Origin of the sequence: Pseudomonas lini, from assembly GCF_964063345.1 — a bacterium.
Lineage (GTDB): Bacteria > Pseudomonadota > Gammaproteobacteria > Pseudomonadales > Pseudomonadaceae > Aquipseudomonas > Aquipseudomonas lini_B.
On record NZ_OZ061318.1, the window covers coordinates 429033 to 450690 of the forward strand.

Consider the following 21658-nt stretch of genomic DNA (forward strand, 5'->3'; position numbering starts at 1 on the left):
TCGCTGAATGCCGACCAGCAACTATAGTTGTCCAACGCAGTGTTTTTTACCTTCCAGGGAGATTCCGATCATGCAAGCCATTCGCAGCATTCTGGTGGTCATCGAACCCGAGCACTCGGAGAGCCTGGCGCTCAAGCGGGCCAAACTGATCGCTGGCGTGACCCAGGCCCATTTGCACCTGCTGGTCTGCGATAAAAAGCATGACCACGCTGGCATGCTGGGCGTGCTCAAGGCAGCGCTGTTGGAGGATGGTTACAGCGTTACCACCGAACAGGCCTGGAACGACAGCCTGCACGAAACCATCGTCGATGTGCAGCAAGCCGAAGGCTGCGGGTTGGTGGTCAAGCAGCATTTCCCCGACAGCCCGCTGAAAAAAGCCCTGCTGACCCCGGCGGACTGGAAACTGCTGCGCTACTGCCCTACTCCAGTGTTGCTGGTGAAAACCTCGAAACCCTGGACCGGCGGCGTGATCCTGGCGGCTATCGATGTCGGCAACATCGACGGCGAACATCGCACCTTGCATGCCAGCATCATCGATCATGGCTACGACATCTCCAGCCTGGCCAAGGCCCATTTGCACGTGATCAGCGCTCACCCGTCGCCGATGCTGTCGGCGGCTGACCCGACGTTTCAGCTCAGCGAAACCATTGAGGCCCGCTATCGCGAGCAGTGCAAAGCCTTTCAGGCCGAGTTCGACATTGATGACGACCACCTGCATATCGCGGAAGGTCCGGCGGATGTGTTGATTCCGTATATGGCCCATAAATTGGGGGCATCGGTGACGGTGATCGGCACCGTGGCGCGGACCGGGTTGTCCGGGGCGCTGATCGGTAATACGGCGGAAGTGGTGCTGGATACGCTGGAAAGCGATGTGCTGGTGCTGAAGCCGGATACTGTCATGGATCATCTGGAGGAGATCGTGACCCAGCATTGAGATTTTCGGCGTCAAGTAGATTGCCATCGCGGGCAAGCCCGCTCCCACAAGTTCGATGAAGAACCTGTGGGAGCGGCGGTGCGACGATTCGACTTGCCCGCGATGCTTTTAAGGGTTACCCGCCAAAGGCATCCTTGAGAAACCCCGGCGCAATGTAGCGCTGGTAATGCGCCTCAGACAGCAGGAAAAATTCCCGATCAATGGCGTCGCGCAGTTCCGGCAGGTTCCAGTCGCGGAACTCCGGCAGCAGCACCATCCCGTAGGCTTCCAGATTATTGATGACCCGCGCACCCCGGGCGATCAGCTGGTATGCCCAGCAATACTCCGACTGATGCGGCACAAAGCGGATCTTGCGCTGTTCCAGCTGCAGACGCAGCAACGCGGGATCGAAAATCTCTATTTTGCTGGCCATAACCTGTGACAACAGTTGCTCAAGACGCAGCCACACCGCGCGTTTTTCTTCCTCGTTGTAACCATTCCAGTGAATCACTTCATGGTGGAAACGCTTGCAGCCACGGCACACCAGATCACCGTAAACAGTGGAGCAGAGGCCGACGCAGGGGGTCTTGATGGTCTGATTGGGCATAGGTAGGCAAAACACGGGAAAGCAGAACAGGTTGGCATGTTAGCCCTTTGTCTAACATTCATCACCCCTCAAAATTCAGGGCGGAGGGTCTATTGGACTTTAGTGACGGCCGCGTTGTGGGCCTACGTGCGCGAGGCTGCGTTGCGGGATTTGCCAAGGGAACAACCATTAGCAGCATCCCGCGCCTTGCCTCGCACACGTAGGCCCACAACGCGCCTCGCCACCAAAGTCCAATAGACCCTCACTTACCTTTAATTTTTTTTTGCCGTAGAATCAGCCAGCCTTTTAAGGCGCCAATGTCCGTTAGAAGCTGTTTTCAAAGCGTCACGAGCACAGTCGTTCCTTCAGAGCGGTGTTGGCGAAGGGTTTTTCAGCGGTGAAAAACCTGACGCCAACCCTCATCAGCTCCCCGTTCTGCAGGCGTAAAACTTTGAAAGCAGCTTCTGTAAGGAATTGCCGGTAATTCTGGCTAAGCGGCCCACAACGCCACGCAGCGCATGAGTACGGCAATTTCGGGATGAGCGTCCCGGACACCCATTTGGGACCACTGATGAGGGTAATAACTGTGCTTGAAGCCTACCGCAAACATATCGAAGAGCGTGCAGCACTGGGTATCGTTCCCCAGCCGCTTAACGCCGAACAAACTGCAGGCCTGGTCGAGCTGCTGAAGAATCCCCCGGCTGGCGAAGAAGCCTTCCTCGTTGACCTGATCACCAATCGCGTTCCGCCAGGCGTGGACGAAGCGGCCTATGTAAAGGCCGGTTTCCTCTCTGCCCTCGCCAAAGGCGAAGCCAAATCCCCTCTGATCGACAAGAAACGCGCTGTTGAACTGCTTGGCACCATGCAGGGCGGCTACAACATCGTGACGCTGGTCAATCTGCTGGACGACGCCGAACTGGCACCAGTAGCCGCCGAAGAACTCAAGCACACCCTGCTGATGTTCGACGCCTTCCACGACGTCGCTGAACGCGCCAAGAACGGCAACGTTCACGCTCAAGGCGTGCTGCAATCCTGGGCCGACGGCGAGTGGTTCAAGAACCGCCCTGTGCTGGCCGACAAGATCAGCCTGCGCGTGTTCAAGGTGACTGGCGAAACCAACACCGACGACCTGTCCCCTGCTCCTGATGCCTGGTCCCGCCCGGACATCCCGCTGCACGCCCTGGCCATGCTGAAAATGGCTCGCGACGGCATCGTGCCGGACGTACAAGGCTCCATCGGTCCGATGAAGCAGATCGAAGAAATGCGCAACAGTGGCTTCCCGATCGCCTACGTCGGTGATGTGGTCGGTACCGGTTCGTCGCGTAAATCGGCCACCAACTCGGTGCTGTGGTTCTTCGGCGACGACGTTCCTTTCGTGCCGAACAAGCGTGCTGGCGGCTTCTGCTTCGGCAGCAAGATCGCTCCAATCTTCTACAACACCATGGAAGATGCCGGCGCTCTGCCAATCGAGTTCGACGTAACCAACATCAACATGGGCGACGTGATCGACCTGTACCCGCACGCTGGCAAGGTCTGCAAGCACGGTACCGACGAAGTCATCACCACCTTCAAAATGAAGACCCCTGTGCTGTTGGACGAAGTCCGTGCCGGCGGTCGTATTCCGCTGATCATCGGCCGTGGCCTGACCGATAAGGCTCGCGCCGAACTGGGTCTGCCAGCGTTCGACCTGTTCAAGAAACCGGATGCCCCGATCGAAAGCACCAAGGGTTTCACCCTGGCGCAAAAAATGGTCGGCAAGGCGTGCGGCGTAGCCGGTGTGCGTCCAGGCACCTACTGCGAACCGAAGATGACCACCGTCGGTTCCCAGGACACCACCGGTCCAATGACCCGTGACGAACTGAAAGACCTGGCGTGCCTGGGCTTCTCCGCTGATCTGGTGATGCAGTCGTTCTGCCACACCGCGGCTTATCCAAAGCCGATCGACGTGACCACCCACCACACCCTGCCTGACTTCATCATGACCCGCGGCGGCGTTTCCCTGCGTCCGGGCGACGGCATCATCCACAGCTGGCTGAACCGCATGCTGCTGCCGGACACCGTCGGCACCGGTGGTGACTCGCACACCCGTTTCCCGATGGGCATTTCGTTCCCGGCCGGTTCCGGTCTGGTCGCATTCGCCGCTGCCACTGGCGTGATGCCGCTGGACATGCCGGAATCGATCCTGGTGCGTTTCAAAGGCGAGATGCAACCGGGCGTCACCTTGCGTGACCTGGTTCACGCCATTCCTTACTTCGCGATTCAGGCTGGCTTGCTGACCGTCGAGAAGAAAGGCAAGAAGAACGCCTTCTCCGGCCGCATCCTGGAAATCGAAGGCCTGGACAACCTGAGCATCGAACAGGCTTTCGAGCTGTCCGACGCCTCGGCCGAACGTTCGGCTGCCGGTTGCACCATCAAGCTGTCGAAAGAGTCGATCACCGAGTACCTGAGCTCCAACATCACCCTGCTGCGCTGGATGATCGGTGAAGGCTACGGTGATGTGCGTACCCTGGAACGTCGTGCTCAAGCGATGGAAGCCTGGATCGCCAACCCTGAGTTGATGGTTGCCGATGCTGACGCCGAATACGCTGAAGTCATCGAAATCGACCTGGCCGACATCAAAGAGCCTGTGCTCTGCGCGCCAAACGATCCGGACGACGCCCGTCTGCTGTCCAGCGTTGCTGGCGAGAAGATCGACGAAGTGTTCATCGGTTCGTGCATGACCAACATCGGTCACTTCCGCGCTGCCGGCAAGTTGCTGGAACAGGTCAAGGGTCAGCTGCCAACCCGTCTGTGGCTGTCGCCGCCGACCAAAATGGACGCTCACCAGCTGACCGAAGAAGGCTACTACGGCATCTACGGCAAGGCCGGCGCACGCATGGAAATGCCAGGCTGCTCGCTGTGCATGGGTAACCAGGCACGTGTAGAGCCGAACTCCACCGTGGTGTCGACATCGACCCGTAACTTCCCGAACCGTCTGGGTGACGGCGCGAACGTCTACCTGGCTTCGGCCGAGCTGGCGTCCGTTGCGTCCATCCTGGGTCGCCTGCCGACCGTCGAGGAGTACATGGAATACGCTGGCAAGATCGACAGCATGGCGGCCGATGTTTACCGCTACCTGTCCTTCGACCAGATCGCCGAGTTCCGTGAAGCTGCTGCGAACGCCAACATCCCGGTCGTTCAAGCCTAACGTTACAACGCCATAAAAAACGCCGCCCATCGTGAGATGAGCGGCGTTTTTTTATGCCTTCAGGAAGACCGCGTTATCGTTCATCGCGGGCAAGCCACGCTCCCACAGGGATTTGCGCGAACCATGCATCACACAAAACAAATGTGGGAGCGGGCTTGCCCGCGATGACGGCCTGACAGACAACATAGATGTTGGATGTACCGGCCTCATCGCGGGCAAGCCCGCTCCCACAGGGTATTTAGCGTGCCAGGAAGATTTGCACTCAAGCAGTCAGCGAATAGATCAACGCCGAAATCGCCACCAGGCCCACCGCCGTCACGAAGACGTTAGAGGCTTGACCACGAAAGCGCGCCATGGCCGGAACCTTGCGGATCGCGTACATCGGCATCAGGAACAGGATTGCCGCGATGACCGGGCCACCGAGGGTTTCGATCATCCCGAGAATGCTCGGGTTCAGCGTGGCAACGATCCAGCAGACCACTAGCATGAACGCCGCAGTCATGCGGTCCAGCGTCTTCGGTGTCGGGCGTTTGCCGCTCTTGACGATCAGGCCCTTCAAGCCTTCGCTGGCGCCGATGTAGTGCCCCAGGAACGACTTGGAAATGGCCACGAAAGCAATCAACGGCGCCGCGAAGGCGATGGTCGGGTTGCTGAAGTGGTTGGCCAGGTACGACAGAATCGACAGGTTCTGCGCCTTGGCTTCCGCCAATTGCGCCGGCGACAAGGTCAGCACGCAACTGAAGACGAAGAACAGCACCATCACCACCATCAAGAGGTGGGCGCGGGAGAGGATCTGCGAGCTGCGCTCTTGGGCATGCACGCCATGGCGACGCTTCTGGTCCACCGCGAACGCCGAAATGATCGGCGAGTGGTTGAACGAAAACACCATCACCGGAATCGCCAGCCACAGGGTGTGCAGCAACGCCGAGGGCTCAGGTAGCGTGGTCGCGGTGCTGAGAATGCCGCCATTCCAATGCGGAACCAGGAACACCGCCAGGAACAGCAGCGCGACGATGAACGGATACACCATCAGGCTCATGGCCTTGACGATCATCTGCTCACCGCAGCGCACCACTGCCAACAGGCCGAGAATCAATACGAACGACAGCACGGCGCGCGGTGGCGGCATGATGTGCAGTTGATGCTCGAGGAAACTGCCCACGGTGTTGGTCAGGGCCACGCTATAAATCAGCAGGATCGGGAAGATCGCGAAGAAATACAGCAACGTGATCAACGCGCCGGCCTTGATGCCAAAGTGTTCTTCCACCACTTCGGTGATGTCGGCGCCTTCGCGGCCGGACAACACAAAGCGGGTCAGGCCACGGTGTGCGTAAAACGTCATGGGGAACGCCAGCAATGCCAGGATCAGCAGCGGCCAGAAGCCGCCCAGCCCCGCATTGATCGGTAAAAACAGGGTACCGGCCCCGATTGCCGTGCCAAACAGGCCCAGCATCCAGGTGGTGTCATGGCGATTCCAGCTTTCGAGGCTCGCTGGTGTCGCCGCTACATAGCGTTCGTCGACGCTATTGGCCTGATCATTCATCCGGTCGGATCTCCGCTTTCCGGTCACTTGCCACCCGGTCAGGACGAGTCGGAAAAAACCGACAGGCAGCGCCCTGGCCGAAACAGGGGCGCGATTGTCCGGGATTAAGCTACAGAAGCAAAGACTTAGCTGAGCAATGGTTGTGCGGATCAGATGCGGTTAGCCCGTAGGAGCGAGCGGTGCGGCGATCCGACTTGCCCGTGAAGAACGATAACGCGGAATGCCTGATGGACCGAGGCGACTGGTTCGCGGGCAAGCCTCGCTCCTACAAGTTGCGGACAAACTCCCACCATCTACCCTGCTCTGATCTAGTGTTGTCATTAGAAGGATCGCAGGCTCCGCCAGCTCCGACACCGAAAGCGAAAACCCTGGCCATTGCCAAACCGCTCTGAGGTCAGCAATCTGAAGCGACGTTCGAGCCCCCTACATTCCGCTGCCCGCAGGAGCCCAGCATGACCGCAACTGTTCTGGTACTGGTTGAAACCATCAATGAATACCTGCCGATTCTCGAACATCAGGGGTTTCATCTGATCCTGGCCCCGACCCCGGCCGAGCGCGCCGCCGCCATCGCCCGACAGGGCAGTCAGATCGAAGCGGTGCTGACGCGCGGCCCATTGGGCCTGCGCGCCGATGAAATTGCCGCCCTGCCCAACCTCAAGATCATCTGCGTGATCGGCGCCGGGTACGAACACGTCGACCTGCAAGCCGCCGCCGACCGCGGCATCACTGTCACCAACGGGGCCGGCGTCAATGCCTCTTCCGTCGCCGACCACGCCATGGCGCTGCTGCTGGCACTGGTGCGGGATATTCCCCGGGCCGATGCTGCCGTGCGTCGGGGCGAGTGGCCGAAAATCATGCGCCCTTCTCTGGCGGGCAAACGCCTGGGCATCCTCGGCCTTGGGGCCGTCGGCATCGCTATCGCCAAACGTGCCGCCAACGGCTTCGACATGAGCGTGAGTTACCACAACCGCCAGCATCGCAGCGACGTGCCCTACAGCTTCTGCTCGACGCCGACCGAACTGGCGCGCCACTCGGATTTCCTGATAGTCGCCGCACCCGGCGGACTCGGCACTCAACACTTGATCAACAGACAGGTGCTCGACGCCTTGGGCCCCCAGGGGTTCATCGTCAACATCGCGCGGGCCAGCGTGATCGTCACGGCAGATCTGATCAGCGCGCTGGAACAACGACGGATCGCCGGTGCCGCGCTGGATGTCTTCGATAATGAACCCCAGGTGCCGGACGCCTTCAAGGGGTTGGCCAACGTGATTCTGACCCCGCATGTCGCCGGATTGTCCCCGGAGGCCACCCAAGGCACCGTGGAACTGGTCGGCAAAAACCTGGCGGCGTTTTTTTCCGGTCAACCGGTCCTGACCCCGATTGCGTTACCGCCGCCGACGGCAGCCGCCCGGAACACTCATTAAAGGACGCACTAAAGGACGCCCAACAGCGTCCACAGTCGCCGGGATTCTGCATCGGCGCTGATCAGCTCTCCAAGCAGCTCGCTCAGAGGCTTGTTGCCCCACTCCACGCCCCGCTTGATCAAGTACGGAACCGGGCTGTGGGGTTCGGTGCGCGCCAGGTACTCGGCGATCAACAGCAATTGCCGGTACGCCTCTTCACGATTCGCCGGCTCGCTGAACACCTGGGGGGCCGGGATGAGGTCCGGCACAGCGGCTGGGCTCGATGTCGCCACCGCCGGCGTTTCGACAGGCGCCGGGGTTGGTTTTCGTGGATGCATGGCGATGAACTCCTGAACCAGCGTCAACAACGCTTCGATCACATCCTGCAGCGCTTTGAAGCCTGGGGCCTGATTGCCGAGATACGCGTCGCTCCATACCTCCAGGCGCTGCAGGTGCTGTTGGCTGAGCAACAGCGTGCCCTGGCTGCGCAACCAGAATGACAACGGGGTGGCGCGAATCTGTTCGGTGAGTTTCTTCTGTTCGTTGCGCGCGTTCTCGGCCGAGGTCTTGGCCGTTTTACTGTCGCTGGCCTGTACCTGTTGCAGCTGCAACCGGCGCCAGGCATCCAGACAGAAACTATCGAATTCATTGTTGCGCGGCTCGAACAACGGCACTCGGGTCAGCAACACTTCAGCGTAGCGTCGAGCCAGCCATTCCAGCGGTATCACCCGCCATGACTGATCGCCGTCCTCAGCCTGTGGGTGCAGGTGCTCGGGATAGCGCTCGCATAGCCCGGCCACCAGCGCCAGGCTGCCCGGCAAACCTTCGAGCCCGTCCTGATGCAGCCAGGCCTCACCCAGCCAGGCGCTGAGCATCAGATCCTTGCTGCGTTCGAGCAGCAGGCTGGTGGTCAGCTTTTCCAGTTCCGGCCATTGGGCGCGCTTGATCGACGACTGCCACACCCCGGTGGGCAAACTGGTGTCGTCCTCACGGCGCAGTTCGCGCAACCGGTCAAACTCAGGCTCATAGCGCAGGTCCTGGCCACAGGGCGCCTCCACGCTGATCGGTTCGAGCAGTTGGGTGATCAGTTCCGGCAACGGCGTTGAAGGTTGATTCACAGGCCCTCCTTTTGGGATTCGATGTCATGGGCTTCAATGCCCGCGGTCGATCTCGTCACCATGAACGGTGAGCGTGGAGCCCGGGTTGGCAAGGGCTGAATGGACAGCGGCAATTTCGAGCCCTGGGTCATCAACGACAGGCGCACAAACATCAGGGTTTGCTCGGCGGTGGTGGTGCTGGCCTGCGTCGTCACGGGCAGGCGCAAGGTCAACGGAAAATCCGTGTAGTCCATGTTCGGCTGGCGTTGCACCGACACGTGCGAACGCATCAAGCGCAATAACGACCACGGACCGCTGTACTCCCAGCCGGCTTCCAGATCTCGCACCACCAGGCTCGGCTGTAACGGATCGTTGGCCGGACGCTGGTAACCATTTCGGGCCCAACGCAAGGTCAGCCGAATCGGTTGGCCGACCATCCAGCGCAAGTTCTGCTGGGCCTCACCGGGGTAGCTGAGCTGTTGATTGCCGGCATTCAAGCCCCAGGCAATCACCTGATCGGCACCGCGCTCTTCCTCTCGATCGGTACGCCAGCGCACATCCATCTCCAGCCCCAACACACCGCTCTTGTCGCGTACAAACATCGGGCCCAGCCAGGTGCTGGCTTGCTTCAGACGATTGAGAAAGTCCTCGGCGGCCAGGCGCTCCGGGGTTTGGCTCAGAACCAATCCGGCCTGTGCCACCGGCAATCGCTTGTCGATCAGCTCCAGTAAATGCTGAACCCTGGCCGGGTCAGCGTCGGCGGCTTGAAGGCCATTGGCAAACGGAAAGCGCTCCGCCAGGTACTGATTGAAATAATTGGCCAGGTCGTTCCACGCCGCAGCAGCCTGTTGCTGTTGCAGGAACTGGCAGCGTTGCATGGCGGTTTGTTGCAGGTCCACCGCCCGCAACGCCAGTGTTCCGCGCCCGCCAGACAGGTTGGCGGTTTGCAGGATCTGGCCGCAGGACGTGGCGTCCATTTCGATGAAGTCGCGACTGACCAATTGCTCGATCTGCGCCGGTGAACTGGCGGGGTTCTGCTCCTTGTATTTGAGCAGTTCGTCGTTGAGCGCATTGAACTGCGTCACGCGTTCATAATCCAGCGCCGAGAGGTTTTGTTGCTGGACTTTCAGCCATTCCAGCGCCGAGGTGCGTCGCTCGGTGATGCCGAGCATGGTGTTGAATTGCTGCTTGAGGCTCAGTTTCAAATCCGGCACGTCGTTGGCGCCATACAATTGCAGGCCGAGGTTTTTGGAGCCGTCCCACTGGCTGATTTCAGTGCGTCCGCTGAACAGCGGCTGGGCGACGATTTCGTCGAGGCCGCTGACGATTTCGGCGAGGGCGCGGCGGTTCAACGCAGTTTGCAAACGCGTGGCCAGATCGCTGCGACGCACCTCGATAAAGGCTTTCTGCAAGGCAATCGCCTGGGAGGCCTGTACATTGAAGACGCCACTATGGACCTGAGCATTGTGCTCGCGCAGGCTCGACAACATGGCCTTGACCACCGCGCCTTCGGCCGCTTGCAGCAAGGCCCCGCGATACGCCGGGGGAATGCGTGGCAATTCTTCGGCGGCGTAACTTTTGTAGCTGGCGAAATAGTTCAGCGCACTGTCGAGGTCGTCGCCATCAACGCCCTGCCCTTGCCCATTCGGGGCTTCGGAGCGATCCGCCTGTAAGGCGATGGCCACAAAGTCACGCTTGAACAACGCCTGTACCGCGTTGTTGAGTTGCACCACATGTTCCTGCAAGACCAGTTGCCCGCTGCCTTGCTGAATCAATAGATTATCCCGGGAGCCGGCCTGGACGATCCATTGATCGCGAAAGCTCTGTTGCAGCTTGGCCGCCTGCATCTCCAACTGTTGTTCCAGTTGCGGTCCGAGCAAGGCGCTTTTGCGCACGTTGTCCAGCAACTCGCGATAGCCAGGCACCAGGTCCTGGCCCTTGCCGCGGCCCCACGCTGAATTGGTCAAGCCGATCACGGTTTGCAGGTCATCAACCAGTGCTCGCAAATCTTCGAGTTCGGTGAGGGAGTTGCCACTGCCGGCTTCCAGACGTTCCAGATGCAGCTTGAGATAACCGGCCTGACGCACGAAATTGTCGGCCAGGAAATACTGGTCCAGCCAGCGCTCCATGAGCCCGAGGAAATTTTCCTCGATCACCGGACGCTCGACGGTCAGATCCAGCGGTCGCAAGTCGCTGCCGTCAGCATCGAATAACGCCCGGTTGTAAAAACCGGCGCGGTGCAACGTGCCGACGTTTAGGTTCAGCGACAACGCGTTGTTGCTCAGCAACACCAGGTCTTCAAGGGGGGCCTTGGGGTTGTTCAGCGCCTGACTGAACCACTGGTTCTGCTGTTCCAGATTCACCGCACGCTCCACCAGATCCTTGGCCTTGACGTAGTTTTGCCATTGAGCAGGATCTTCGCTTTCGACGTTGCCCCGTCGTTCGGTGTTGCGGATGGTCTTGAGTTGCGCCAGCTCCGCGCTCAACAGGTCGCGCAACGGCAGCATCAAATGGCTTTGGGCGGTCAGGCGCAACTCGCTTGCCAACTGCGCATCCAGCGAAGAGAACCAGGAGGTTGGAAATACCACTGAGGTGAAGCTCCAGCCCGGCGCCTTTTCCAGCACTCGCCAGAAACCCTGGACGTTGCGCCGGGTCGACTCCAGCCGATGAGATTCATCGGTGACCGCCGCGTAGTTTTTCTGCGCCCCTTGCAGCAGGCGCGACAGTTCATGGGCCTCTTTGACCGAATCCTGCCAGACCCACAGCATCCCCGCGCCCCAAACCAGCGCGACCACCAGCGCCACCGCTCCGGTCACGCGCTGCCAGCGTTGGCGCAGGCGTAACAGACGCGGCACCACCTGGGCCAGGCCGCGCTCGGCAACCACCCGCCGCTGCCACAATTGCCGGGCGAAGGCGCTCTGCTGCAACCCGGTGTCGTAGGCAGAAAATCCGTCGGCGCTGTCTTCCGAGGGCTGATTGGCAGTGAAATAGATACCGCGAAAACGCGGCGCCTCGCCTTGCGCATTGCCCTGGAAAACCGGTTCCAACAAGGATTGCAGATGGCGTCGCATGGCTTCGAAGCGTTCCGGCAAGCCATACAGCTCGCTGCTCAACTGCCCGGACAAGGCGCCGATTTCGATGATCGAATCCGCCAAGGTCCGAGTAACCTGATCCAGCGCCTGATCGCTCCATTGCGCCTGCCAGACCGCATCGGTCCCGTGGGGCGACGACCAGCCCAGCGTGCGTTCGCGGGCCTCGACCGGCAGCGCGGTGATCAATTCCTGAAAGCCCGGCAACTCTTCCATGCCGGTAATGACCACGTATACCGGCAAGCTCAGCCCGAACCGTTGCAACAAATCGATGAAGCGTCGACGCGCCGCCAACCCGAGGGTCGCGGCTTGCTCGACGTTGCCCAGTCGGCTGACCGGCACCGTCCAGATCACTCCGTCCAGCGGACGTTGACTGCGCAAGCGCAGGATCAATCCCAGCAAGCGCCACCAGCCGCCGCGTTGCAGGTGCATGCCTTCATCCGGCAAAAACAGTGCCTGTGGCACCACCAATACCGCACCCTCAGGGTCCGACCACCAGCGACCGAACCAGGCGGGTTTGTCGGTGGGCTGCAAGCGCCACTGAGTACATAACTGAGTGCCCTGGGTTTCGTTGCCGAGCATCAGCAGCCACGGAATCTGGTAGCGGTCCTGGGCGCCCTGCTCCTGCTCCATGTGCCGCACCGCCAGGTAAAAACTGCGAATCGCCGCACCGCTTTGCGTGCGCAACCACCAGACCGCCACCCCGACAATCGCCAGCACCAACAGCACGGCGATGATGAGGCCGATAATCCCCAGCGTGCTCATGAGTCTTGCTCCGAGGCGGTCATAGAATCGGTCATCTGCAACACCGGTTCGAGCTCCAGACGAATGTCACGCCAGAACAACTGCCCCAACCCGGTCAGCAGCAGCACCATGGCGAGAATCCCCAAGCCCAGGCGAAAACCGTCGGGCAACGAAAGGCGCACCGGCAATTGCATCGGCGGCACCGCCGAAGGCTGTTCGAGCCGGGCACTGACGTCGGCATAATCCGCCTCGTGCTGCCAGGCAAAGGTGAACAACGCCAGGCGCCATTTTTCATGCTGGGCCTGATTCTGTTCGCCGCGCAGACGCCCCTGAAATCCCAGCACCAGACACTGCAAATAGACATTGGCCAGATCGCGAGTGGTGGGGATCTGCTCGTCCAGCAGTTCCTTGATCGCCAGCGGTATTCGCTCACCGGCCTGACGGCTGGCGTACAGCCGCGATTCCAAGGGTTTTTCCTGCCAGGCCGACTGGCCGGGCCACGGCGTGAACAGCAAGGTTTCATCGACCAGCGCGACAAAGGCATAGACCAGCGCTTTGACTTGCTCGGTGGCGGCGTCACCGACTTTGGCGAATGCGGTTCGCCAGAGTCGCTGGGAGATTTGCGTGGACAGTTCGACCACCGCGTCCACCAGCGCCTCGTCCTCGCTGTCCTTGGGCAACTGGTTCCAATCCTGGGACCATTGCTGCCAGGCCTGGCGAAAAGCACTGCTCAGCGGCGCTTCGTGGAGGCCTCGTGTACCCGACCCGACATTGCCCTCAGACATATGACGTTCCTTCCTTGATCAAGCACTCTCACTCGCCTGGGCGACAAACAACACCACTTGCCATGGACTGCTGACCGGTTTCGAAGCCGGTGCGGCAATCAGCAACGGCAACTGCCCGTCGAACCATTGGCCTTCGGCCGTCACCACAAACAACCGCGTATCGTCGCCGACGCTGTAGGCCACTTGTTCATTGCGACTCATGGCCTGATGGGGCAAACCGCTCATGCGCTGACGACTGAGCAGTGCGATGTGCGGCTGCGACGCAATGATCGCCCCGCGCAGCCATTCGTTCGCGGCCTGCTCGCTGGCACCGTTGGGCATGCGCAAACCGATGACCAGCCGTTGGCTCGGCTGGTCGTCGGGCAATTGGATCGAGAAGGTCTGTTCATTGCGTTCGAACGCCAGGCTGCGATAACCGGCGCGGATCAGTTCGAGGGTCTTTTCAAGCCAGTCGAGCACTGCTTCATAGCCGCGCTGCAACTCAAGAAAATCCAAAGGAGCGAACGCCGGAACACCGGCCAATGGATCGAGCGCCGACCAGGCGCCAGCCAACCCGAGCAGCAAGCCATACAGCGCCTGAGGCGTCGCCACTCGACTGTTCAGCAGGCCTTCGACTTCCGGCAGCCGCGCCCAGAGCGCCGTCAACTGGCGGCGAATTTCCAGCGCGTCGTCCTGATTGCCGGCCTGCTGCGCCTGACGCAAACGACCGGCGAGGAACATGCATTTCTCCCGCGCCCGGGCACACAGCGCCGCCACGCTCCGACCCACTACCGACTCGGGCAACAGGCACGGCGTCGGCGGTGTGTAAGGCAATTGAAGAAAGCCGCCGCCCTCCTTGCGAATTCTCAGCAGCGGCAGGCAGACGGAATCCGCCTTGTTCAACTGCGTGCACAAACGTGGGTTCGGACGCCAGACCGTGATCGATTCGGGGTACTCGCCGCTCGTAAGATCCGGCAACGCGTCGCCGACCACCGATTGCAGTCGGCCCTTGAGCGGCAGCAACTGCCCGGCGCGCCACAGCGGACTGATCGCCAGATAAACGGTGACGGTGGCGTTGTCCGTGGCGTCGATCGCTTCACTGACGTCGAGCTCCAGCATCGGCCCCACACCGGCCTGCAGATTGACTGGCAAACCGTCCGGCAAGGTCGCCTGTAAATTGATCAGCCGTACGAGCCCGGCGCTCAATGCCGAAGGATCGAACTCGACGCGAGTCACGCCCCAGAACCATGGATTACAGGCCTGGGCAAAATGCGCCACCAGCGCCTCGGCCCGCAGCCCTTGCAACTGAAAATGCTGGGGCAATAACTGCATGCCCTCATGCCAGCAAACCGCGTCAGGTAGCAGACTCATACGATTCCCTTCGACCTCTGGTGGCGCCGCGCAAAAAATGGCGGCCTGGCCCAATGTCTGTTAGTTAAGACGCGGAACCTGTGGGAGCGGGCTTGCTCGCGAAAGCGGTGTGTCAGGCGACTTCAATGTTGACTGTGCCGCCGTCTTCGCGAGCAAGTCGAATCGTCGCACCGCCGCTCCCACATGGATCGCGTTTAACTGACCGGTATACGGCCGGGCTCCTACATGTCTGTTCGCGCATCCTAATCTCTGTGTTCAGTTCGGATGGTCACTGACCAGCGTCATCTCGCGACTGTCGAACTTGAGCCAGGCGTTGCTCTGATCGTCCAGCCGTAACCGGTGTGCTCCGGGAGTGTTATAGCTGGCGAAGACTAAAAGTCCAGCCGCCCGCTTGCCCCCCAGCGGGAAGGGTTGTTTGTCGATGAATTGACCGGGCACCAGCTCCAGTCCCCAGACCGTCATCAGCTGTCGGTAGTCGCGCTGGAACTGCTCGCGTTCGGCGAACCACTGCCGGGCGGTGATGCCCGACAACTGCTTGAGCAGGTCCGCGTCGTTCACCGCAATGAAGTCCACCGCAATCGGGGTGTCATCGTTGGCGCGAGGCGCGACGTCCAGCGTCAGGTTATCGAGGTCGACACGAGGCCCGAATAACGAACACCCGGCGAGTGACAGGATTAGAACCAAAGAAAATAAACGTGCGTACAAAATGAATTTTCCTTTTCTCGACACGGTCCAAAATTGCTTTTTGTTTGCTTTTTTATAGACCTGTTCTAGCGTCTTGGGTAGTTCGGTCGGCACGACGAATGTGGAAGGTTCGTCAAAGGAATGACAGGTCCTCTGCCCTCCCTTTCTAACCTACGGTCCAGTAAGGGAATGCGATGAAACGGGCCTCCCGATGCATTGCGCCCGCCTCATGCATCGGAGTCAGCCACCATGGCAGAAAGTACTCAGCACAAGCTCGACAGGGTTCGCCCGCCCCGGGTGCAAATTACCTACGACGTCGAAATCGGCAACGCGATCGAGAAAAAAGAATTGCCATTGGTTGTCGGCATCCTTGCCGATCTCTCCGGCAAGCCTCTCGAGCCACTCCCGAAATTGAATGAACGGCGCTTCACCGAAATCGACCGCGACAACTTCAACGAAGTGCTCGCCTCGATCGGTCCGCGCGCCACCTTGCAGGTCACCAACACCCTCAGCGGCGACGACAGCAAACTCAACATCGAGCTCAACTTCAAACACATCGACGACTTCGACCCGGTCAAGGTGGTTGAGCAGGTCACTCCGCTGCGGCGTCTGTTCGAAGCCCGTCAGCGTCTGCGCGATCTGCTGACCAAGCTCGATGGCAACGATGATCTGGACAAGCTGTTGCGCGACGTCATCGCCAATACCGAGGGACTGCAAGAGATCAAGTCGGCCCGTCCGGAAGCCGCCGCTCCCGCCCCCGCAAGCGATGCAGAAGTACCGGCCGAACCGCAAGCCTGATCGTTCATCCACTTAGGGAGAATTCGCCATGCCCGCCTCATCCGCCGCGCAGAGCCAAGCCAGCGACAGTGCAGCCCAGACCTTGTCCCTGCTCGATGAAATAATCGCCAAAGGCCGCATGGCCCATGACGACAGCCAGCAGGATTACGCCCGCGACATGCTCGCGGAATTCGCCACCCAGGTACTCGACGAAGGCATGGCCATCGACAAGGACACCGTGGCGATGATCAACGACCGCATCAGCCAGATCGACGAACTGATCAGCGCTCAGCTCAACGAAGTGTTGCACCACCCGGACCTGCAAAAACTCGAAGCCTCCTGGCGTGGCCTGCACCTGTTGGTGAAGAACACCGAAACCAGTTCCCGGCTGAAACTGCGGTTACTCAACGTGACCCAGAAAGAGCTGCAGAACGATCTGGAAAAAGCCGTCGAGTTCGACCAGAGCGCACTGTTCAAGAAGATCTATGAAGAGGAATACGGCACCTTCGGCGGCCACCCGTTCAGCCTGCTGGTGGGTGACTACACCTTCGGCCGGCACCCGCAAGACATAGGCCTGCTGGAGAAACTCTCGAACGTCGCCGCAGCCGCTCACGCACCGTTTATTGCCGCCGCCAGCCCTCGGCTGTTCGACATGAACAGCTTCACCGAACTGGCCGTGCCGCGTGACCTGTCGAAAGTCTTCGAAAGCCAGGAGCTGATCAAGTGGCGCTCGTTCCGCGAAAGCGAAGATTCGCGCTACGTGTCGCTGGTGCTGCCGCATTTCCTGCTGCGTCTGCCCTACGGCCCTGACACGTCGCCGGTGGAAGGCATCAACTACGTCGAAGACGTCAACGGCAGCGACCATGGCAAATACCTGTGGGGCAATGCCGCATGGGCCTTGTCGCAACGAATCACCGAAGCCTTCGCCAAGTACGGCTGGTGCGCGGCGATTCGCGGTGCCGAAGGCGGTGGCGCGGTAGAAGGCCTGCCGGCGCATACCTTCCGTACTACCTCCGGTGATCTGTCGCTCAAATGCCCGACCGAAGTAGCGATCACCGACCGGCGTGAGAAGGAACTCAACGACCTCGGCTTCATCGCCTTGTGCCACAAGAAAAACAGCGACGTGGCAGTGTTCTTCGGTGGCCAGACCACCAACAAGTCCAAGCTCTACAACACCAATGAGGCGAACGCCAACGCGCGGATTTCGGCGATGTTGCCGTACGTACTCGCGGCCTCGCGTTTCGCGCACTACCTGAAGGTGATCATGCGCGACAAGGTCGGCAGCTTCATGACCCGCGACAATGTGCAGACCTACCTCAACAACTGGATCGCCGACTACGTGCTGATCAACGACAACGCGCCGCAAGAGATCAAGGCGCAGTACCCGTTGCGTGAAGCCCGGGTGGATGTGACCGAGGTCGCCGGCAAACCGGGTGCCTACAAGGCCACGGTGTTCCTGCGGCCACACTTCCAGCTTGAAGAGCTGACCGCGTCGATCCGCCTGGTCGCGACCCTGCCGCCACCGGTAGCTGCCTGACCGCTGAAACCTGTGGCAGCACTGGAGTCTGTGGCACCACTGAAACCTGTGGCGAGGGAGCTTGCTCCCGCTGGGCTGCGAAGCGGCCCCAAAAACGGGACTGCTGCGCAGTCCAGCGGGAGCAAGCTCCCTCGCCACAGGTTCAGTGTTCGGCTTGACAGGTTCAGTGTCCGGCTTAATTGATTGGCATTGGGCATTCACCCACTTGTCTATAGCGATAATCTTCAGGAGTTTCATGCGATGGATGCAATCATTCTCGACCTCGGCGGCGACATCAAAGGCGATAGCCTGCTCGAGGGTTACAAGGACAAGATCGAAGTCATGTCCTACAGCCACAACGTGGCGATGCAGGTGACCAATGACGTCAGCAACTCGGAGCGTACCTCCGGCAAGCCGCACATCGGCGAGTTCACCCTGACCAAATTCGTCGACAGCTCGACGCCCTCCCTCAACGAATATTGCTGCGCCGGCAAACCAATCCCCGAAGCCAAAATCACCATCGGCCGCAACGCCGCCGAAGGCAGCGGTCAGCTGATGCCGTTCATCATCTACACCCTGAACAACGTCGTGCTGTCCAACGTCAGCGTCAGCGGCGGTACCGGTGGCAAACCGGTGGAAACCCTGTCGCTGAACTTCACCAAGATCAAGTGGGAACTCACTGCCCAGAAAGACGACGGCACCAAGGAAGGCACGGCCGCCTCGACCTGGGACATGGCCGCCAACAAGCTCGTCAAGTAAGCGGACGCGTCGGCCATGGCAGGCACCGGCATTCTCCCACCGTTGTTCGAGCGCCTCGCCGCAAGCGAGGACGACACCGTGCAGGTGTTCGATCGCCAGGGGTTGCTCGACTCGGTGCACACGGAGTTGCTGCGCCTGTTCAATACCCGACGCGGCCAACGTCCACTGACCTCCCCGCCGAGCATTCTCGACTACGGCATCGCTGACTGGACTGCCTTGCAACAGCAGCGCAGCGATGACCGTCGTCAGTTGGCGCGGGAAGTCCGCGAAGCCATCACCCACTTCGAACCGCGCCTGCAATTGGGCGAGGTTCAGGTCAATCCGGTCCCCGGCCATCCGCAGCAACTGAGCATTCGGCTACTGGGCGAGTTGCGCAGCGGCCAGCAGCACTGGCCCGTGGCATTTGTCATCGAGAAGGTCAGCGATGGCCTTGAGGTGCGTCATGAGCGACTCGATTGACCCGCAACTGCTCGATTACTACCAGCGCGAACTGACCTGGCTGCGGCACGCCGGGAGCATTTTCGCCGAGCGTTATCCCAAGGTCGCCAGACGCCTGGAATTGTCCCCCGGTGAATGCCCCGACCCGCATGTCGAACGACTGCTCGAAGGTTTCGCCTTGCTCGCGGCACGCCTGCAACGGCGGCTAGATGACGACTACGCCGAATTCAGCGACGCCTTGCTCGAACAGCTTTACCCGCTGGCCATGCGGCCGTTGCCGTCCTGCGCGATCGTGCAGTTCGAGCCGGACCCGAGCAAAGGCAACCTGGCCGGCGGTTACCCGTTACCCAGGGACACGCCGCTGTTCGTCACCACCAGCAAAGGCGAAAGCATCCATTTTCGCACCAGCGCCGCGGTTCGCTTGTGGCCGGTGGAAATCAATGAAGCGCTGCTACTGGGCAGCGACGAAGCCCAGGCGCTGACCGGTGTTGCGCAAGCGCGCTCGGCCCTGCGCCTGAGCCTGCGTTGCCTCGGTGAAAGCCAGTGGCCTGCGTTGGCGATCAAACAGTTGCGCGTGCACTTGGCCGCCTCCCCGGTGATCAACGCTTGCCTGTATGACCTGCTCGGCGCCCATGCCGTGAAGGTGCTGGCCGGCCCCGTCGGCAGCGTGCCGAAAGTGCTGGCGGGGCTGCCAGACATCGTCGGTTTTGCCAGCGACGAAGTGCTGTTGCCGGACGAAGACGGTGTGCATCCGGGCTTGCGCCTGCTCGCCGAATACTTTGCCTTTCCGGACAAATTCAATTTCTTCGATATCCCGTTGGCCGGTGCCACCAGCGACAGCCAGACGCTGTACCTGTACATCGTTTTCGACCGCGCCCCGGCCAACCGCCTGCACCTTCAAGCCAGCGATTTCGCCTTGGGCTGTGCGCCGGTGATCAATCTGTTTCCACGAACCTCGGAGCCCCTGCGCCCGGACGGCACCCGCAGCGAGTACCGCCTGATCGCCGACAGCCACCGGGAAAATAGCGTCGAGATCCACAGCATCCGGGCGATGCGTGCCAGTTCCAGTCAGGGTGTGCTGCGCGTTCCCGCTTATTACGGCAGCCAACATATCGGCGGTGAAAAGCAATGCTACTGGCACGCGCGACGGGTCAGCGGCATGACCCCGAATCGTCTGGGCACCGACCTGATGGTGAGCCTGGTGGATACCCGGCTCGACCCATTGTCCGAGGCCACCGAATACAGCCTCACCGCCGAATTGCTGTGTACCAACCGACACCTGGCTCAGAGCCTGCCCGCCGGGACGCCACTGGGTTTTGAACGACCGGGGCCAGTGGCCTGGGCTCGCCTGCGCAATCCACCCAGCCCGCAAAGCCTGCCGCGACTGGATGGCGAATCCCGTTGGCGGTTGGTGTCGCAACTGACCCTCAATCATTTGTCACTGGTCGAGGGGCCGCAGGCGCTGGATGCCCTCAAGGAAATCCTCCAGCTGCATAACCTGCGTGACGAGGCCAGCGCCCTGCGACAGATTGAAGGCTTGTTAAGCCTTGGCTGCGAACGGGTGATTGCCCATGTCGGCGAAGACGCGTGGCGCGGCTGGCGCAATGGGCTGGAAGTTCAGCTGCAACTCGATCCGCAACATTTCGTCGGCAGCAGCGCCGTGTTGTTTTCAGCGGTGCTGGCGCAATTCTTTTCACTCTATGCCACGGCCAATCGCTTCGTGCGTACGGTCCTGGTCCAGTCAGACAAGGAGGTCAAGACATGGCAACCCCAAGCCGGCATGCCACTCTCCCTCTGAGCCTGAGTCAGAAGCTGCGGCGCGATCCACAGGCGTTCGAATTGTTGCAGGCCTTGCTGCTGCTGGAACGCGAACACCCGCAAGCCGAATCCCTGGGCAGCGGCACCGCGCCTCAAGCGGAAGCCCTGCGCCTGCGCGGTCCGTTAACGCCGCTTTTTTCCGCCAGCGAAATCGAAAGCCTGACCCAGGAAGCGGGCCAGCAACCGACGCTCAGTACCCCGGTGTTTGGTCTCGGCGGGCCCGACGGCCCCCTTCCCTACGCCTATCAGGAATGGCTGCAACAACGGGCCCGCGCCAAGGATCATGCACCGGCCGAATTCCTCGACCTGTTCCAGCATCGCTTGCTCAGCCTGCTGTACAAAGTGATGCGCAAACACCGGATTGCCGTCGGCTTCACGGCCCCAGGCGCGTCCCCGGTGCAGGCGCAACTGCGGGCGCTGACCGGGTTGTTACCCAAAGCCTTGCAGGAACGTCAGGCCGTTCCCGATGCCGCCGTACTGGCGTGCAGTGCGTTGTTTGCCGACGGCCGTCGCTCCCTCGCCGGCTTCGCCGCGATCGTGCGCGAGCACTTCGAACTGCCGGTCGCACTCAGCGCCTATGAAGGTGCCTGGCGGGAGATCCCACCCGCCAGTCGCAGTCGCCTGCAACCAGGTGGACGCAATCTGCAACTGGGCCGCAGCGCCGTGGCCGGCACTCGGGTCTGGGATGAACACGCAGGCTATCGCTTGACCCTCGGCCCACTGACCTCGGCGCAGGCGGTGCGATTTCTGCCGGACGGTGAGTCCCATCCAGCACTGGCCAGCCTCAGTGCGTTGTATTTCGGCCCCGATCTGGATTGCACCCTGGTGCTGTTGGTACGCGGTGCCAGCCCGATGAAACTCGGTCGCCAGGCCCCGCCCTTGCTCAGTTGGAACGGCGGCCTGCAACGCCAGACCAGCCTCGCCGTACAACAGATCGAAACCCGCCTTCGTCAGCTGGAGATCACCTGA

The 21658-nt window shown here is 60.8% G+C and carries 16 protein-coding genes; 9 read left to right on the forward strand and 7 right to left on the reverse strand.

Features of this window, described 5'->3' with window-relative positions; translation table 11 throughout:
* Nucleotides 1-70: 70 nt before the first annotated feature.
* A complete protein-coding gene (locus AB3226_RS01915; protein WP_367371782.1) occupies nucleotides 71-934 on the forward strand; it encodes a universal stress protein in 864 nt (287 codons plus the stop codon).
* 115 nt (nucleotides 935-1049) lie between these two features.
* Here the strand turns inward: AB3226_RS01915 and AB3226_RS01920 are convergent, their stop codons facing one another.
* On the reverse strand, nucleotides 1050-1520 hold the full coding sequence (locus tag AB3226_RS01920; RefSeq protein ID WP_030130429.1) for a DUF1289 domain-containing protein: 471 nt from the start codon (nucleotides 1518-1520) through the stop codon (nucleotides 1050-1052).
* Nucleotides 1521-2085: 565 nt separating this feature from the next.
* On the opposite strand from AB3226_RS01920, the gene acnB reads away from it, so the two are divergent.
* Nucleotides 2086-4686, forward strand: coding sequence for a bifunctional aconitate hydratase 2/2-methylisocitrate dehydratase (acnB, locus tag AB3226_RS01925; protein ID WP_367375733.1), 2601 nt, complete (start codon nucleotides 2086-2088; stop codon nucleotides 4684-4686).
* 262 nt (nucleotides 4687-4948) lie between these two features.
* Here the strand turns inward: acnB and AB3226_RS01930 are convergent, their stop codons facing one another.
* Nucleotides 4949-6229 carry a serine/threonine transporter gene (locus AB3226_RS01930; RefSeq protein WP_367371783.1) on the reverse strand — a complete coding sequence of 427 codons (1281 nt, stop codon included), beginning with the start codon at nucleotides 6227-6229 and terminating at the stop codon, nucleotides 4949-4951.
* A gap of 452 nt (nucleotides 6230-6681) precedes the next feature.
* Here AB3226_RS01930 and AB3226_RS01935 point away from each other — a divergent pair, with 452 nt between their 5' ends.
* Nucleotides 6682-7653, forward strand: a complete 972-nt coding sequence (locus AB3226_RS01935) for a 2-hydroxyacid dehydrogenase (protein ID WP_367371784.1) — start codon at nucleotides 6682-6684, stop codon at nucleotides 7651-7653.
* An 8-nt stretch (nucleotides 7654-7661) separates the two neighbouring features.
* On the opposite strand, the gene tssA is transcribed toward AB3226_RS01935, so the two are convergent.
* The 5 genes from tssA to AB3226_RS01960 form a co-directional block, all read right to left on the reverse strand.
* Nucleotides 7662-8750 carry a type VI secretion system protein TssA gene (gene tssA / locus AB3226_RS01940; protein ID WP_367371785.1) on the reverse strand — a complete coding sequence of 363 codons (1089 nt, stop codon included), beginning with the start codon at nucleotides 8748-8750 and terminating at the stop codon, nucleotides 7662-7664.
* The gene (locus AB3226_RS01945) at nucleotides 8747-12583 is read right to left on the reverse strand and encodes a type VI secretion system protein (RefSeq protein ID WP_367371786.1); all 3837 of its coding nucleotides are present in this window, start codon (nucleotides 12581-12583) and stop codon (nucleotides 8747-8749) included. Before AB3226_RS01945 ends, tssA begins: the two co-directional genes overlap by 4 nt.
* Nucleotides 12580-13347 carry a DotU family type IV/VI secretion system protein gene (locus AB3226_RS01950; protein WP_367371787.1) on the reverse strand — a complete coding sequence of 256 codons (768 nt, stop codon included), beginning with the start codon at nucleotides 13345-13347 and terminating at the stop codon, nucleotides 12580-12582. The genes AB3226_RS01945 and AB3226_RS01950 overlap by 4 nt, the downstream gene beginning before the upstream one ends.
* 18 nt (nucleotides 13348-13365) lie before the next feature.
* A complete protein-coding gene (tssK, locus tag AB3226_RS01955; RefSeq protein WP_367371788.1) occupies nucleotides 13366-14697 on the reverse strand; it encodes a type VI secretion system baseplate subunit TssK in 1332 nt (443 codons plus the stop codon).
* A 255-nt stretch (nucleotides 14698-14952) separates the two neighbouring features.
* On the reverse strand, nucleotides 14953-15402 hold the full coding sequence (locus AB3226_RS01960; RefSeq protein ID WP_367371789.1) for a type VI secretion protein: 450 nt from the start codon (nucleotides 15400-15402) through the stop codon (nucleotides 14953-14955).
* A gap of 228 nt (nucleotides 15403-15630) precedes the next feature.
* On the opposite strand from AB3226_RS01960, the gene tssB reads away from it, so the two are divergent.
* The 6 genes from tssB to tssG all read left to right on the forward strand — a co-directional run bounded on the left by tssB (nucleotide 15631) and on the right by tssG (nucleotide 21658).
* Entirely contained in the window at nucleotides 15631-16179 is a 549-nt protein-coding gene (gene tssB, locus AB3226_RS01965) for a type VI secretion system contractile sheath small subunit (protein ID WP_367371790.1), read from the forward strand.
* A 28-nt stretch (nucleotides 16180-16207) separates the two neighbouring features.
* Nucleotides 16208-17695, forward strand: coding sequence for a type VI secretion system contractile sheath large subunit (gene tssC, locus AB3226_RS01970; RefSeq protein WP_367371791.1), 1488 nt, complete (start codon nucleotides 16208-16210; stop codon nucleotides 17693-17695).
* Nucleotides 17696-17935: 240 nt separating this feature from the next.
* Nucleotides 17936-18433 carry an Hcp family type VI secretion system effector gene (locus AB3226_RS01975; protein WP_223487444.1) on the forward strand — a complete coding sequence of 166 codons (498 nt, stop codon included), beginning with the start codon at nucleotides 17936-17938 and terminating at the stop codon, nucleotides 18431-18433.
* 15 nt (nucleotides 18434-18448) lie between these two features.
* Nucleotides 18449-18892 carry a type VI secretion system baseplate subunit TssE gene (gene tssE, locus AB3226_RS01980; RefSeq protein ID WP_367371792.1) on the forward strand — a complete coding sequence of 148 codons (444 nt, stop codon included), beginning with the start codon at nucleotides 18449-18451 and terminating at the stop codon, nucleotides 18890-18892.
* Nucleotides 18876-20669 carry a type VI secretion system baseplate subunit TssF gene (tssF, locus tag AB3226_RS01985; RefSeq protein ID WP_367371793.1) on the forward strand — a complete coding sequence of 598 codons (1794 nt, stop codon included), beginning with the start codon at nucleotides 18876-18878 and terminating at the stop codon, nucleotides 20667-20669. Before tssE ends, tssF begins: the two co-directional genes overlap by 17 nt.
* Nucleotides 20633-21658 carry a type VI secretion system baseplate subunit TssG gene (gene tssG / locus AB3226_RS01990; protein WP_367371794.1) on the forward strand — a complete coding sequence of 342 codons (1026 nt, stop codon included), beginning with the start codon at nucleotides 20633-20635 and terminating at the stop codon, nucleotides 21656-21658. The genes tssF and tssG overlap by 37 nt, the downstream gene beginning before the upstream one ends.

Excerpts from the sequence above, each read along its gene's own strand:
- AB3226_RS01945 (WP_367371786.1), bottom strand. The coding sequence starts at position 12,583 with ATGAGCACGCTGGGGATTATCGGCCTCATCATCGCCGTGCTGTTGGTG.
- AB3226_RS01920 (WP_030130429.1), bottom strand. The coding sequence starts at position 1,520 with ATGCCCAATCAGACCATCAAGACCCCCTGCGTCGGCCTCTGCTCCACT.
- tssB (WP_367371790.1), top strand. The coding sequence starts at position 15,631 with ATGGCAGAAAGTACTCAGCACAAGCTCGACAGGGTTCGCCCGCCCCGG.
- tssG (WP_367371794.1), top strand. The coding sequence starts at position 20,633 with ATGGCAACCCCAAGCCGGCATGCCACTCTCCCTCTGAGCCTGAGTCAG.
- tssK (WP_367371788.1), bottom strand. The coding sequence starts at position 14,697 with ATGAGTCTGCTACCTGACGCGGTTTGCTGGCATGAGGGCATGCAGTTA.
- AB3226_RS01915 (WP_367371782.1), top strand. The coding sequence starts at position 71 with ATGCAAGCCATTCGCAGCATTCTGGTGGTCATCGAACCCGAGCACTCG.
- tssF (WP_367371793.1), top strand. The coding sequence starts at position 18,876 with ATGAGCGACTCGATTGACCCGCAACTGCTCGATTACTACCAGCGCGAA.
- AB3226_RS01975 (WP_223487444.1), top strand. The coding sequence starts at position 17,936 with ATGGATGCAATCATTCTCGACCTCGGCGGCGACATCAAAGGCGATAGC.
- tssE (WP_367371792.1), top strand. The coding sequence starts at position 18,449 with ATGGCAGGCACCGGCATTCTCCCACCGTTGTTCGAGCGCCTCGCCGCA.
- AB3226_RS01935 (WP_367371784.1), top strand. The coding sequence starts at position 6,682 with ATGACCGCAACTGTTCTGGTACTGGTTGAAACCATCAATGAATACCTG.
- AB3226_RS01950 (WP_367371787.1), bottom strand. The coding sequence starts at position 13,347 with ATGTCTGAGGGCAATGTCGGGTCGGGTACACGAGGCCTCCACGAAGCG.
- AB3226_RS01930 (WP_367371783.1), bottom strand. The coding sequence starts at position 6,229 with ATGAATGATCAGGCCAATAGCGTCGACGAACGCTATGTAGCGGCGACA.
- tssC (WP_367371791.1), top strand. The coding sequence starts at position 16,208 with ATGCCCGCCTCATCCGCCGCGCAGAGCCAAGCCAGCGACAGTGCAGCC.